Origin of the sequence: Actinoplanes sp. CA-131856 (assembly GCF_050956135.1) — a bacterium.
In the GTDB taxonomy this organism is placed as follows: Bacteria; Actinomycetota; Actinomycetes; order Mycobacteriales; family Micromonosporaceae; genus Actinoplanes.
Window position 1 is genome coordinate 2,264,253 of the sequence record NZ_CP191849.1, and the last position, 14,068, is coordinate 2,278,320.

Sequence of the window (14,068 nt, forward strand, 5' to 3'; positions counted from 1 at the left end):
TCCGTACGGGGATAATCATGCTGCCGCCGGATCCTCGCGCGGCCACGGACGCTTCAGGAGGCACGGATGTCTGAGTCCACCGCAAATTCCGAGAACCCGGACGAGACGCCGGAAGCCGAGCAGCCCGAGGAGTTCCTCAACCGCGCCGCCCGCCGGGCCAAGGGCAAGGCCAAGGGTCCTCACCAGCACACCGAGCACGCGCACGGCGGCCCGCACGGCCGCGGGGCCGTGCCGGGTTCCCGGCAATACAGCAACCGGCGCAGCGGCTAGATGTCGGAGTCGTCGCGGCCCAGCTCCCAGAAAGCCACAGCTGCGGCCGCGGCGACATTCAACGAGTCCACGTTGCGGCGCATCGGGATCTTCACCGGCACGTCGCTCGCGGCCATCGCGTTCTTCGACAGTCCCGGCCCCTCGGCGCCCAGCAACAGCGCCGTGCGTTCGCGCTGCGCCGCGGTGAGCCGCTGCAAAGCCACCGCGTCCGGGTCCGGGGTCAGGGCCAGCACGGTGAAACCGGCGTCCCGGAGCTGCTGCAGACCCGAGGGCCAGGGCTCCAAGATGGCGTACGGCACGGCGAAGACCTCGCCCATGCTGACCCGCACGCTGCGCCGGTAGAGCGGATCGGCGCAGGTCGGCGACAGCAGCACGGCGTCGATGCCCAGGGCGGCCGCGCCACGGAAGACCGCACCGATGTTGGTGTGGTTGTTGACGTCCTCGAGCACGGCGACCCGGCGCGCCGCCTCGACGACCGACGACGCCGACGGCAGCGGCCGGCGGTGGAACGACGCCAGCACACCCCGGTGCACGTGGAAGCCGGTCACCTTCTCCAGCACGGCCGGCACCGCGGCGTAGACCGGCGCGTCGTCCGGCAGGTCGGCGATCTGGTCCGCGCGCTTGGCGTCGATCAGATAGGACCGGGGGCGGTAACCGGCGCGCAGTGCCCGCCGCAGCACCAGCTCGCCCTCGGCGATGAAGAGCCCGTTCGGTGGCTCCCACTTGGTGCGCAGCTCCAGGTCGGTCAGCGCGTGATAGTCGCCGAGCCGCTCGTCGTCCGGGTCGGTGATCTCGAGAACCACTGCCGTCAGTCCACCCGGTACGTGAGGTGGGTGGCGTGCCCCGAGACCCGCACGTGGATCTGGCGCAGCCGCCTCGGCGACGCGCCGTCGAACAGCGGGGTGCCCGAGCCGAGGAGCACCGGCGACAGGTGCAGCCGCAGCTCGTCGACGACACCGGCCTCGATGGCCCCGCGGATCAGGGCGCCGCCGCCCATGATGACGACGTCCCGGTCGTCGGCCAGCGCGGTCGCCTTGGCCACGGCGCTGCGCACCCCGTCCACGACGAAGGTGAACCGGTCGCCGAGGCGTACGGAATCTGGAGGGTTGGAAGTGACGACCAGCACCGGCGGGGCCGCGTTGAGCCCGGCGCCGTAGCCCATCTCCTCGTTCCACCCGTTCGGGCCGTCGACGATGTCGAACAGGGCGCGGCCCATGATGACGGCCCCGGTCGCGTCGGTCGTCTCCTGGAGCACGGCGCGGTCGACGGCGTCGCCCTCGAAGACCCATCGGTGCAGGCCCTCGCCGCCGGTGCCGAGCCCGTTGTCCGGACCCGGGTCGGGCCCGGTGACGAACCCGTCCAGCGAAACCGAGATGTCGGCGACCACCTTTGTCATGCACCGAGCATGCCATTCAGGATTTCGGGATGAGACGGCCACCCGTCCAGGCGAGGCCGGTTCCGGCCGCGAGGAGCAGCAGGGCGCCCACGGTCGGCAACGGTTGCCGGGCCTCGGCTCCCGCGCCGAGAGCGACCGCGGCAAGCATGAGGAGTACGCCGTCAGCCGGGTTCACGAGGCGCGAGCGGAAGACCGCCCAGCCCAGCACGAGCCACCCGGCGCCGGCCGTCGCGGCGGCGGTCACCGCGACGAGATGCAGCTGATCGGGGCTGAGCGGCGCCCCGGCGGCCACCGTGCCCTTGGGCAGCGCGGCCAACGGCAGGGTCAGCACCAGCCCGGCCAGCCCCAGCAGCAACCCGGTCAGCGCCGTGCGCCGGGTCCGGGCGCCGGCCAGCAGCCCGGCCAGGGCGATCATCGCGATGGCGGCCAGCCAGTTCGCGGCCACCTCGACGACCAGGGGACCGGGCGGGGTGTCGATGCCGAGCGTGGTCCACCCGTACAACAGGGCCGCCGCGGGAAGCGCCCAGAGGGCGAGGCGCGCGTACCGGCGTACACTCCAGACCCAGACCGCCTCCCGCACCGGAAGATGATCGTCGTGGCCCGCCGAGCCGGCGGGCGGGCGAGCGGCACCGACCCACGCCGGAGAGACCCGCAACGGTCGTCCGCTGGCCGTGCGGTGATGGCTGATGGTCATGGGTGTGCCCTCGCGTCGGCTCGGGATTCCTGGCCGAAGCCTCGCAAATGGTGGAGGTCCCCGTACCCGGTTCCCGGAAAAAACGCCGATAGGCTGTCGCCGATGACTGAGTTGCGCACCGAACGCCTGCTTCTGCGCCAGTGGCGCGACGACGACCTGGACGCCTGGGCCGAGCTGAACGCCGACCCCTCGGTCCGCGAGTTCTTCCCGTCCGTGCTGACCCGCGACGAGTCCGCGGCCTCGCTGAGCCACTTCCGTTCCGAGCTGGCGGACCGCGGCTGGGGCTGGTGGGCGGTCGAGGCGCCGGACGAGGGCGGCCTGATCGGCATGGCCGGCCTCGACCCGGTCGACGAGGAGGTGCCGTTCCAGGGCACCGAGGCTGGCTGGCGCCTGGCCCGCAAGGCTTGGGGCAAGGGGTACGCCACGGAGTCCGCCCGGGCCGTCATCGAGTACGGCTTCACGCAGCTCCGTCTGCCGGAGATCCTGGCCATCGCGGCGGCCGGAAACGCGCGGTCCCACGCGGTGATGCGGCGCCTCGGCATGACCCACGACCCGGCCGACGACTTCGACGACCCGACCGTGCCGCCGGGTCCACTGCGCCCCTCGGTCGTCTACCGCTTGCGCAACCCGCGCCTCGCGGTCTGAAGTTGTCGTACCCGCGCGGGAGGATGTCCCCATGAGCGACGAGCTTCCGGTGGCGCCGTTGGCCGAACTGCGGCGGCGGCGCAGCGAGAAATGGCGGACCTTTCCCGGCGACGTGCTGCCCCTGTTCGTGGCCGAGATGGACTACGACCTGGCCCCGCCGGTGACGGCGGTGCTGACCGAGGCCGTGGGCCGCGGCGACCTGGGCTACGCGTCGTCCGCGCCGGAGCTCGGCAAGGCCCTGGCCGCCTTCGCCGGCCGGCAGTGGAGCTGGGAGATCGACCCGGCCCAGGTCACAGCGGTCACCGACGTCGGCGTCGGCGTGGTCGAGATGATGCGCGTGCTGGCCCGCCCCGGCGACGCCGTGGTGATCAGCCCGCCGGTCTACTCGCCGTTCTTCGACTGGGTGCCCGAGGTCGGCGCCCGCCTCCTCGAGGTGCCCCTGGCCCGCGACGCCGGCGGCTATCGCCTCGACCTGGCCGCGCTGGAGGCCGCGTTCGCCACCCACCCGGCGGCGTACGTCCTGTGCAACCCGCACAACCCGGTCGGCCGCGTGCACACCGCCGACGAGCTGACCGAGCTGGTCCGCCTCGCCCGCCTCTACCGTGTTCCCCTGATCAGCGACGAGATCCACTCCCCACTGGTTCTGCCCGGAGCCACGTTCACCCCGATCCTCACCCTGCCCGGCGCGGCCGACGTCGCGGTCAGCGTCGTCTCGGCCAGCAAGGCCTTCAACACGGCCGGCCTGAAATGCGCCGCGGTGGTCACCGCCGGCCCGCGCATGGCCCAGGCCGTGACCCGTTTCCCACCGGGCCCCGACGACCGCGTGGGCCACCTCGGCGTCCTGGCCTCCGTCGCCGCTTTCACCGAGGGCGACGCCTGGCTGGCCTCACTCCGGACCACCCTCGACCGGCGCCGCGCCCAGCTCGGCGACCTCCTGCGCTCCCACTTGCCCACGCTGAGCTGGACACCACCCGAGGCCACCTATCTGGCCTGGCTCGACGCCTCGGCCGTGGGCCGCGACGACGAGCCCCGCGACCACTTCCTGACGCGTTCCCGGGTGGCCCTCGAGCCCGGCACCAAACACGGCGCGGCCGGCGCGGGCCACGTGCGCCTCAATTTCGCCACCAGCCCCGAGATCCTCACCGAGGCGGTGAAACGGATGGCCGCCTCGCTGCCGTGATCCGTGGTCGGCGCCGACGTTGAGTCGTAGTGGCGAAATGAGGTGGTTTGTAGCAGTACGGTGGAGGCGAGAGCCGTCCATCGGGGGTGTGTAACGGTGTCGTCCGGATCGGGTACGGGCTCCGGAGGGGACCAGCACCTGCTGGCCCTGCTGCGGGCGATCCGCCTGCGCCAGGCCGCCCCGGACGCGGTGGCGGCCGGCATCGACGACACCGCGGCCGCTTTGCACGAGCTCACCGCCCAGGGCGACGACGAACATCCCGCCCTGCCGCCGGGCGAGACACACAACGCCCTGCCACCCGCCCCACCCCGTCTCGGCCTGCCCGCCGCTTCCCCGCACGCCGCCGCTTCGCCGCACGGCGCCGCTTCGCCGCACGCTGCCGCCTTGCCGCAGGCCGAGGGTGGCCGGCCGGGCCAGCAGCTACGGCCTCGTTGGGCGTCGGCGGCACAGGGGCCCGCGGCCTCGACCGAGCCCACGCCGCCGTCTTTGGACCATCCTCCGGTGGGGCCGTTCGGCCCTGGCCGCGTCGTTCACTCGCCGATGGCGGAGGACGGCGAGCCGCCGCACGTCGACGACCATCCGGGCGCGCGCACCGACAGCCCCTCGCCGGGCCGGAGCTTCTGGGACAAAAGCCCCGTCCGGCCCGGCTCCTCGCGACCCTTGGGCGGCCGGCCCGGACCGGCCGCCGGTGGTGACCGCTCCGGTGGGCTGCCCGCTGGTGAAGATCCGCTCGGTGCGGGCGGGAGAGAGCCGTTCGGGGGCGGGCCGGAACGCCGTGGAGACCGTCCAGCGGCCGCCGGACGGGCCGCCCTCTCCGGGCTCACCAGCACGCCCCGGGTAAGCAGGCCCGGCCAGCCCAGGGAAGCCACCGCGCCGGGGGAGACCGAGCGGGTGTGGAACCAGACGGGGCGGGACCAGGCGGGGCGGGACCAGGCGGGGCGGGACCAGGCGGGGCGGGACCAGGCGGGGCGGGACCAGGCGGGGCTGGACCAGGCGGGGCTGGACCAGGCGGGGCTGGACCAGGCGGGGCTGGACCAGGCGGGGCTGGACCAGGCGGGGCTGGACCGGGTGGGGCGGGGCGGAATCGGCGGCGCCGGCGCTGGGCCGGATGGGTCTGGAGGGGACGAGGCCGGGCGGGAGAGGCCGGGGTGGGATGAGGCTGGGCCGGAAAAGCCTGGGCGGCCGGTGGTGTGGCGGCCTCCGCCGGGGGATGCCGACGCTGGGGGATTCGATGAGGACGACGGGGCCGAGGCGGTCGGAAGGCCGCATCGCAACCGTTTCGCCGGGCTTCCGGTTCGGCGGCCGGGGTCTGAGGTGCGGCCCGGTGCTGAGGCGGGGGCGGAAGGGACGGCCGGGGGCCGGGCACGATGGGCCGGCAGTGCGAGTGCCGGGGCGCGACCTCGCTGGGCGGCCGGTGGGCGTGGCGTACCACCGGAAAGTGACACGCACCTGGGGATGCGGCGGCTGCCGGGGATGGATCTGCCCCATGTGATGCCGCCGCTCGTCACTCGGGTCAACGCCGGGGACGGCATGGATCCGGCCGATGACGCGCTTCTTCGGCAGACGCAGCGGCTGCTCAGCACCAGCCTCACCTTTGCCGGTGGTCCGCTTGAGGTGGCCGAGCGGCTGCGGGCGGCGCTCATGCAGGCGCAGCCGGGGCTGCTCGCCGACCTGCCGGGTGGGGCCGCCACGCAGGTCGGGCAGCTGGCGCAGGCCGTCACCTGGCTTGTGCACAACCTCGACCGGCCGCCCGTGCTCGTCGAAGGGTGTGGGCGGCTCGGCGCGGCCCTCGCCGCCTGTGGCGTGCGGGCGAGTCAGCTTCAGCTTGTCGGGGCGGCGCTGGCCGAGGCCATGCGGACCGGCATGTCGGCCGGGCAGTGGCGGCTCGACTTCGATGTGGCCTGGCGGTCGACGTGGCAGCACGCCTATGAATGGATTGTGCACGGTGGAGCTTCCGCGGCCTATGCGCCGCCGGTGTGGGACGCGGTAGTGGTGGAGCATCAGCTGCGGCGGCCGGACCTCGCGGTCGTACGGCTGCGGCCCTCGATGCCCATGCCTTTCCAGGCCGGGCAATATGCGCGGATCCAGGTGCGTGAGCTGCCCACTGTCTGGCGGCCTTATTCGCTGGCAGCTCGGGACGACGTGGTCGAGCTGCATGTGCGGGCCAAGACCGAAACGGGCGTCAGCGGCACCCTCGTGCACCGGACCCGGGTCGGCGACCGGGTGCGGCTGAGCCGGGCCGAGGGCGCGATGACCCTGCCGGCCGATCCTTCGCGGCACCTGCTGATGATCGCGGGGGACACCGGTGTGGTGCCTTTCAAGGCGCTGCTGACGCAGCTCGCCGAGACGGGGGACGAGCGGTCGGCGGTGCTGTTCTGGGGCGTACGGGATCTCTCGCAGCTCTATGACATCGAGGAGCTCACCGAGATCGCCCGGGCCGCGCGCCGGGCCACCGTCGTGCCCGTCGTCGCCGAGGGCGATCCCGGGCCGTACGTCTCCGGCCTGGTCACCGATGCGGTCGCGGCCTACGGCGCCTGGGCGGGACACGAGGTCTTCCTGGCCGGGCCGCCGCTCATGATGGCCGCCACGTCCGTGGCGTTGCACCAGCTCGGCGTCGCCCCCGAGCGCATCCACCACGATCCGCCGGAATGAGTCAGGGCACCGCGTAACCCGGAATCGACGGCCACCGGACCGTCAGCACCACCGACTCCTCCTCGGCCACCCACGAGTGGTCGACCCCGCGTCCCCACACCACGTAGTCACCGGGCTCGGTCAGCACCACCGTGCGGTCCGGCAGCTCGACGTGGAAGCGGCCGCTGATCAGCATGAGCAGGGCCTCCCGCTCCTCGCCGGTCACCCACCGCGCGCGGCGGTCGCCCTTGACGTGACGGCCCCACTTGATCTCGACGTCGGTGCTGTGGCGCGGGTCGCCCGGCGGGCGGAAGTGGCCCAGCAGCCAGCCCTTCTCCTCCGGGGCGTCGACATCGGCCTTACCGACGTAGATGCCATCAGAGGGCATCCGTCAGGACCTTCGCGTACGCCGCCGGGACGAACGTCGGGCCGCCCGGGGTCAGCACGTCCTCGCGGGACGCGGCCGCCCACGCCGAATCGGGCACCGCCGCCCGCAGCGCCACCAGCACCGGCGCGTCGTCGTCCAGCATGGAGAGCGCCACCAGCGACTCCTCGACCTCGCCGACACATTCGAACGGCTTGTGCGCGTCGATGCCGAGCAGCTCCAGGAAGCCGGGCACCTGCTCGGTGTCGCCGAACAGGTCCTTGCCGAAGATGTGGTTGAGGCGGTCGCGGTCCATGGCCGGGGCCATCGCCAGATAGACGAAACGGCACTTCGGGCAGTCACCGCACCAGCGGGCCGTCGGGTCGTGCAGCTTGAACGCCTTGTTGCAGCTGGTCACCACGTCGTCGTAGCGGTCGTGCCGGGCGTACAACTGGGCGATGTGCAGCTCGGACAGCGAGCGCAGCAGCGAGAAGTACGGCTCGGTGAGGCCGGCGTGCGCGGTCACGGCGGCCCGCAGCAGGCCCTCGGCCTCGACGCCCTTGGACCACTGGTGGTTGACCTCGTGACCGTTCCAGATCAGGTTGGGGTCGGAGGCGGAGCGCTCGTTCGACATCACGACCGGCCCGAGACCGTGCCAGACCGCGGTGGCGATGGCGATCAGCGAGTTGATCGCGGTGACCGGGATGTGGCCGTTGAGGGCGCCGGCCTTGTTCAGCTCGAACAGGCGCGGGTCGAGCTGCCGGCGGGCGGCCAGCGCGTCCAGTCCGGAGGCGGCGTTCACATTCTTGATCACCGGGTTGGGGTTGACCGAGAACGGCACCGGGTCGAGCCCGGCCGCGCGCAGGATCTCCAGGGTGACGATCGAGTCCTTGCCACCGCCGACCGCGGAGAGCGGCCTGCCGCCTGAATTATCTGTTTCCTCGGCTTTTGTGGCACCGGACGGGACCTCGACCACGGCCTCGAGCACGTACGGCAGCTGGTTGCGGTAGGCGTACTCGGCCATGCCCTTGGTGTAGACGGCCGTGAAGAAATCGCCGGCGGCCGCCGGCACCGGCTTGGGGGCGACGATGCGGCGCGGGGCGCCGACCTTGAAGTAGCTCACTCCGGCCACGACATGCAGGAGATCGAGGACGCGCCGCAGCGTTTCTTCGCGGCTTTTGTCGCTCTCGGCCGGCACCGGCAGCGTGATCGTCTCGGTGAACTCCAGCGGCTCCGGACCGTCGAGCACGTAGTCGAACGTCGCGACGCCGGTCGAGGGGTCGAAGGCGTACGAGGGGAAGCGCATGACGTCGAACTGCACCCGGAAACTCCTGTCGTAGGGCCGACCGGCAATACTAGTGCGACTTGAGGAGGGGACGACGTGCGCCTGGCAGACCTGAAAGGCCGCTCGGTGGCCGTGTGGGGCACCGGCCGCGAAGGGCGGGCCGCTGTCACCGCGATCGCCGCGCACGGGCCGTCGCGCCTGATCGCGGTCGATGACAGCGCCAACTTCCTGTCCGTGGAGTGGAGCGCCCCGCTGGCCGACCTGGCCCCACTGGCCGGCGGCGACCACGCCTTCCCGGCCCTGGTCAGCGCCGACGTCGTCGTGCGCTCGCCCGGCGTGCCGAACACCCACCCCTGGATGAAGCAGCTGCGCGAGCGCGGCGTCACGGTCACCGGCGGTAGCGCGCTCTGGATGGCCGATCACGCGGCGCGCACGATCGGCGTCACCGGCAGTAAGGGCAAGAGCACCACGTCGAGCCTGATCAGCCACCTGCTCGCCGCCGTGGGCCGCCCCAACGTCTTCGGTGGCAACATCGGCGTACCCCTGCTCGATCTTCCCGAGGCCGAGCAGTACGTCCTGGAGCTGTCCAGCTATCAGTGCGCCGACCTGACCGACTCGCCCCACGTGGCCGTCGTGACCTCGCTGTTCCCCGAACATCTGGACGCGCACGGCGGCGAGCGCGAGTACTACCGCGACAAGCTGAACATCCTGCGGCACCACCCCGACCTGATCGTGGTGAACGGCGCCGACGACCGGCTGCGGGCCGAGATCCGCGACGTCACCGACGTGAACGGCTTCCCGCCGGTGCCGGCCGCGGCCGACGACTCTCGCTTCCGCGTCGAGGACGACACGGTCTACTGCTCCGACGAGCCGCTGTTCCCGCGCTCGGCGCTGCGCCTGAAGGGCGCCCACAACGGCCGCAACCTCTGCGTGGCGCTGGCGGTCCTGGACGGCATCGGCGTCGACGTGCCGGGTCAGAAGGACGTGCTGGCCGAGGCCGTGGCGACCTTCGAGGGCCTGCCGCACCGGCTCGCCGAGATCGAGGACCCGTCCGGCGTCACCTTCGTCGACGACACCCTGTCCACGAGCCCGTACGCGACCATGCACGCCATCGACGCCTACGCCGGCCGCCCACTGACCGTGCTGGTCGGCGGCAACGACCGCGGGCTCGACTACTCCCCGCTACGGGAGTTCCTCCGCGACAAGCAACTCACGGTGATCGGCATGCCCGACAGCGGCCCGCGCATCCTGGCCGAGCTGGCCGGCCTCGACGGCATCGTGACCCACCAGGCCGACGACCTTCATGCGGCCGTACGCCTGGCGCGCGAGACCACGCCCAGCGGAGGCGCCGTGCTGCTGTCGCCGGGCGCGCCCAGCTATGGCCAGTTCCGCAACTTCGAGCACCGCTCCGAGGTCTTCCTGGAGGCGATCGCTCTGTCGGCCTCCTGACAGACAACCATCCGCCGGCGTCCCGGCGCCGAATGCCCCGCATGACGGACTACAGGGCTCGGTCGGTGCGGCGTCCCACCCATGCTCTCGGCGCGATGGCGGCGGTCGTCGGCCTGCTCCACGTGGCCGGCATCGTGGTGCTGTCCGGCGAGCCGGCCCTGGCCGGCGTGGGCATCGTCGCGTACCTGCTCGGGGTGCGGCACGCCTTCGACGCCCGGCACGTGGCGGTGATCGCCGAGTTCTCCGGCCGGGGCCCGCTGACGGCGGGCTTCTGGTTCTCGCTGGGCTCGGCCACCACGGTCTTCTCGGTGACGTTCCTGCTGGCGATGATCGTGCAGCCGACGGCGAGCACCACCCCGGCGGGCGTCTTCCTGGCCATCCTGGGCGCCCTGAACCTGGTGGTCCTGATCGGCGCGTTGATGGGCCGGGGCCGAGGGTACGACGGTTCGGCCGCCCGCTACGGCCTGATGGGCCGCCTGAGCCGCTGGGTGCGCCACCCGTGGCAGCTGTTTCCGCTGGGCGTCATCGTCGGTTTCGGCCTGCTCATCACGGCCGAGACGGGCCTGCTGCTGCTGGCCGCGACGGCCGCGGTCCCCGAACTCCCACTGGCCGCCATCATCACCCAGCCTCTGCTTTTCGCCGCCGGCTTGTGCCTGGTCGGTGCGGTCCAGGGCGTACGCATGTCCACCCCCACCGCAGAACCCACAGCCGGCATCGTTTTCACGACGACGGTGGCGGTGGGCACGTTGGCGATAGCCGCCGTGGACCTGGCCGCGATAGACCTGCCTCCGGGCCTTCTCCCGAACCTGGCCGGGCTGCCCTTGGCCGCGATCCTCCTGGTGGTGCTGGCCATCCTGGCCTTCGTGGCCATCCGCCGCTACCGCCGCCGTTCCGCACGCCCGGCCCCGAGCTCACCACCCGTGAGGTTCTCCACCCCATCGGCCGGCCAGCCCTCTACGTCGCCGGCCGGACCGCCTTTCGCTCAGGTTTACCCGCCGCCTGCCGCGCCGCCCGCCGGACTGCCACTCGCGCCGCCTCCCGAGCCCCCTCTTGCGCCGCCTCTTGCGCCGGCTTCCGCGTCTCCTCTTGCGCCGACCTCTGCGCCTCCTCTTGCGCCGATTTCCGCGCTACCTCTTGCGCCGGCCTCTGCGCCGCCTCTTGCGGCGACTGCGGCGATGTCGCTTGGTTCGTCTTCGGGGTCGAGCCTCCTGCCCGATAGTGATCGGCGGCCGGGCTCCGCGCCCGTCAGCGGCCGGGCGGTGGCGGACGGTCTCGCGGTCGTCGCACCGAGGCGGGGGACCGGGTCCGATCGCGGACGTGGTGTGGCCCGGGTCGCTCCGAGCCGGGACGAAGAACAGCTCCTCTCTGAACAGCCGGCCGCGAGCGACGGCCAGTCGACAGTGCGTGGCCGGGCTGTTGGGGAAGACACGGTGGCGGGCCTTGAACCTTCGGGTGTCGTCGCCGTTGTCACTGGTGCGGGCGCCGGGCTCGGGCGTGCGATAGCGCTCGGGCTCGCCGCCTCCGGCTACGGCGTCGTGGCGGTTGATCTCGATGCCGCGAGTGCGGAAGCCTGTGCTGTGCAGGCGCTGGCCTACGGGGTGGCCGCGCGGGCTATGGCGGCCGATGTGCGCGATCCGCGGTTCCTGGAGCGGATCGTGGCCGCCGCCGGCGAACTTGGCGCCTCTGGTGGGCCCTCGGTGCTGGTCAACAGTGTGGCCGGCTGGGTGGCCGAGCGTTATCCGCAGGTGGAGGCCTGGGTGCCGCCCACGCTTGATCTCACCGACGTCACTTTGCTGAGCCAGCTGGTGCTGGATCCGATGCGTTCGCGTGGTGGGGGTGCCATCGTCAACGTCATCGCCGGTGGTGCGGGCGGTGATCAGGAGGCGCGGCTGGTTCGCTTCACCGGGACGTTCGCGGGGGTCGCGGAGCGGTTCGACGTCCGTGCGATGTGTGTGACCGCCGACCGGCTGATCGTTCCGGCCGCCGACGTCCTGACCGCCGTCCTGGATCTGATCGACAGCGGCGCTCCGGGCGCAGTCGTCCACCTGCGCGGCGGCCACCAGGACCAGAGCGGCCAGACGGTTCGTCCGCGCGGCACCGGCAAGGCAGGCCGGGCCAGCGGCGCTCCAGTGGGCCGCGTCAGCAGTGGCGAGGTGGGCCGCGTCAGCAGCGGCGAGGTGGGCCGGGTTGGCAGCGGCGAGGTGGTCCGCGTCAGCAGTGGCGAGGTGGGCCGGGCCGGCGGCGCTCCGGTGGGCCGCGTCAGCAGTGGCGAGGTGGGCCGGGTTGGCGGCGCTCCGGTGGGCCGCGTCAGCAGTGGCGAGGTGGGCCGGGTTGGCAGTGGCGAGGTGAGCCGAGGCGGCGAGGTGAGACGGGCCGGCAGCGGGGGCAAGGCGGCCGGGGCGGCGGCGGGCCGGTCCGGGGCGGCGGCGAGGTGGGCCGCGGCGGCAGCGGCGAGGTGGGCCGGGGCAGCGGCGGCGAGGTGGGCCGGGGCGGCAGGGGCGAGGTAGGTCAGGGCCGTGGTGGTCAAGTGAGTCGAGGCTGCGGTCGTCAGGTGGGCCGAGGCCGAGGCCGAGGTCGTGGCGAAGCGGATCGGGGCGGCGGCGAGAAGGGGCGGGGCGGCGGCGAGCACGTGGAGGGTTCGGACGGGAGTGGGGCGCAGGGACGTCCGGGCACCGTTCGCGCGTCGGTGGCTGTCGTCTGAGAGGGCGTTTCGAGGCTCGGCCGAGGGTGGCGTCAGCGCCACCCTCGGCCTTTTGTCGGTTTTCATGGGTGGCCGCCGAAGCAGCCGGAACGGCGGTGAGCTGGGCGGTCCGCGCTTCGCGGTGGGGTGCCGCGGGCGTACCGGTAATTCTTTTGATCTTGTTACGGCGGTAAAAACCGCGTTTCAGGGGCGCCAAGATCTAGTACGAACGGGCCACCGGCACTGGCCCTAAAGGGCACCTGGCATCGGGTGAAGGTGGGACCGCAAATCCGGGCAAAAGCGGACGCGTGATGGCGGTCACGTCGTAAAGAACATTTCCGGATTGATGACTGTCAAGTGGTTGCGGCGTAACACGCGTTCATCGGCGCAGGTCAGGTAACGGTTTGAAAACTTCGCCCACAGTCTTGACACGGAGGGGCCTTCAGTAAGAACTTTTACCGCGACAGTAAACAGTCCTTCCTGAAGGGATGGCCAATGGGCGAGCCGGAGATGGACGGCACCGCGTCGACCGCGGTCGTCGACTCCCTGGTTCGTGGCGAGCCGGTCGTCCCGACGGTCGAAAACGCCGCAAACCAGGTGTCGGTCCTTGTGCGCGTGCGGTCGCTGCTGCCGGAGTTCACGGGGGCTCTGCGGCGCGTCGCCGAGCAGGTGCTGACCGATCCGGCCGCGGCGTCGCGGGCCACCATCGTCGAGCTCGCCGAGCGCAGCGGCACGTCGCCCGCGACCGTCACGCGGTTCTGCCGTGCGCTCGGCTTCGACGGCTACGCCGATCTGCGGCTCGGCATCGCGGCCGAGACCGGGCGGGCCCGCAGCGCCGGCTGGACGGTCGACATCGGGCGCGAGATCCAGCCCAGCGACCCGCTCGAGCGCGTGCTCGGGCAGATCATGGCGGCCGACACGCAGGCCATGCACGACACCGCCGCCCTCCTCGATCTGGCCGAGGTCGAGCGGGCCGCGGTCGCCATCGCCGCCGCACCCCGCGTCAACATCTTCGGGGCCAGCGGCAGCGCCCTGGTCGGTGAGGAGATGCAGTTCAGCCTGCACCGCATCGGGGTGCCCGCCTGGGCCTGGACCGACGTCCACAACGGGCTGGCCAGCGCCGCCCTCTCCCGGCCGGGCGACGTCGCGCTCGGCATCTCGCACAGCGGCGAGACCGGCGAGACGATCGAGCTGCTGGCCGAGGCGAGCAGCCGGGGCGCCACCACCATCGCCCTGACCAGCTTCCCGCGGTCGCCGCTGGCCGAGCTGGCCGACATCGTCCTGCTCACCGCCACCCAGGCCACGACCTTCCGGCCGGACGCGCTCAGCGCCCGCCATCCCCAGCTGGTCGTGCTCGATCTGCTCTACGTCGCCGTCGCGCAGCGCACCCACGAGCGCTCGCACGCCGCCTTTCAGCGCACCGCCCAGGCCGTGCACGGTCACAAGGCAGCCAAGGACGGCAGCCCCACATGAT

12 protein-coding genes are annotated in these 14,068 nt (G+C 72.4%); 7 read left to right on the plus strand and 5 right to left on the minus strand.

Annotated features, from left to right (window positions below; translation table 11 throughout):
- Positions 1-66: 66 nt before the first annotated feature.
- Complete coding sequence (locus ACQP2X_RS10915) at positions 67-270, plus strand: hypothetical protein (protein WP_498696097.1); 204 nt, start codon at positions 67-69, stop codon at positions 268-270.
- Here the strand turns inward: ACQP2X_RS10915 and ACQP2X_RS10920 are convergent.
- From ACQP2X_RS10920 to ACQP2X_RS10930, 3 genes are read right to left on the minus strand one after another with little or no spacing between them, the layout of a single operon-like run.
- The gene (locus ACQP2X_RS10920) at positions 267-1,073 is read right to left on the minus strand and encodes a TrmH family RNA methyltransferase (RefSeq protein WP_498696098.1); all 807 of its coding nucleotides are present in this window, start codon (positions 1,071-1,073) and stop codon (positions 267-269) included. The genes ACQP2X_RS10915 and ACQP2X_RS10920 overlap by 4 nt on opposite strands.
- Positions 1,074-1,078: 5 nt before the next feature.
- Entirely contained in the window at positions 1,079-1,666 is a 588-nt protein-coding gene (locus ACQP2X_RS10925; RefSeq protein ID WP_498696099.1) for a dihydrofolate reductase family protein, read from the minus strand.
- Between the two features lie 16 nt (positions 1,667-1,682).
- A complete protein-coding gene (locus ACQP2X_RS10930; protein ID WP_498696100.1) occupies positions 1,683-2,360 on the minus strand; it encodes a hypothetical protein in 678 nt (225 codons plus the stop codon).
- Between the two features lie 102 nt (positions 2,361-2,462).
- On the opposite strand from ACQP2X_RS10930, the gene ACQP2X_RS10935 reads away from it, so the two are divergent.
- The 3 genes from ACQP2X_RS10935 (at position 2,463) to ACQP2X_RS10945 (ending at position 6,837) form a co-directional block, all read left to right on the plus strand.
- Entirely contained in the window at positions 2,463-3,005 is a 543-nt protein-coding gene (locus ACQP2X_RS10935) for a GNAT family N-acetyltransferase (protein WP_498696101.1), read from the plus strand.
- 31 nt (positions 3,006-3,036) lie between these two features.
- Complete coding sequence (locus tag ACQP2X_RS10940) at positions 3,037-4,185, plus strand: MalY/PatB family protein (protein ID WP_498696102.1); 1,149 nt, start codon at positions 3,037-3,039, stop codon at positions 4,183-4,185.
- A gap of 96 nt (positions 4,186-4,281) precedes the next feature.
- Positions 4,282-6,837, plus strand: coding sequence for a hypothetical protein (locus ACQP2X_RS10945; protein WP_498696103.1), 2,556 nt, complete (start codon positions 4,282-4,284; stop codon positions 6,835-6,837).
- Position 6,838: 1 nt separating this feature from the next.
- Here ACQP2X_RS10945 and ACQP2X_RS10950 read toward each other — a convergent pair whose 3' ends face one another.
- Together ACQP2X_RS10950 and ACQP2X_RS10955 are read right to left on the minus strand one after the other, a co-directional pair.
- On the minus strand, positions 6,839-7,204 hold the full coding sequence (locus tag ACQP2X_RS10950; protein WP_097318808.1) for a cupin domain-containing protein: 366 nt from the start codon (positions 7,202-7,204) through the stop codon (positions 6,839-6,841).
- On the minus strand, positions 7,194-8,486 hold the full coding sequence (locus ACQP2X_RS10955; protein WP_498700915.1) for a MurL-like N-terminal domain-containing: 1,293 nt from the start codon (positions 8,484-8,486) through the stop codon (positions 7,194-7,196). Before ACQP2X_RS10955 ends, ACQP2X_RS10950 begins: the two co-directional genes overlap by 11 nt.
- A gap of 75 nt (positions 8,487-8,561) precedes the next feature.
- Here ACQP2X_RS10955 and murD point away from each other — a divergent pair, with 75 nt between their 5' ends.
- The 3 genes from murD to ACQP2X_RS10970 all read left to right on the plus strand — a co-directional run bounded on the left by murD (position 8,562) and on the right by ACQP2X_RS10970 (position 14,067).
- The gene (gene murD / locus ACQP2X_RS10960) at positions 8,562-9,914 is read left to right on the plus strand and encodes a UDP-N-acetylmuramoyl-L-alanine--D-glutamate ligase (protein WP_498696104.1); all 1,353 of its coding nucleotides are present in this window, start codon (positions 8,562-8,564) and stop codon (positions 9,912-9,914) included.
- Between the two features lie 41 nt (positions 9,915-9,955).
- Entirely contained in the window at positions 9,956-12,421 is a 2,466-nt protein-coding gene (locus ACQP2X_RS10965; RefSeq protein WP_498696105.1) for a HoxN/HupN/NixA family nickel/cobalt transporter, read from the plus strand.
- Between the two features lie 668 nt (positions 12,422-13,089).
- The gene (locus ACQP2X_RS10970) at positions 13,090-14,067 is read left to right on the plus strand and encodes a MurR/RpiR family transcriptional regulator (RefSeq protein WP_498696106.1); all 978 of its coding nucleotides are present in this window, start codon (positions 13,090-13,092) and stop codon (positions 14,065-14,067) included.
- The last annotated feature ends 1 nt before the right edge of the window (position 14,068 follow it).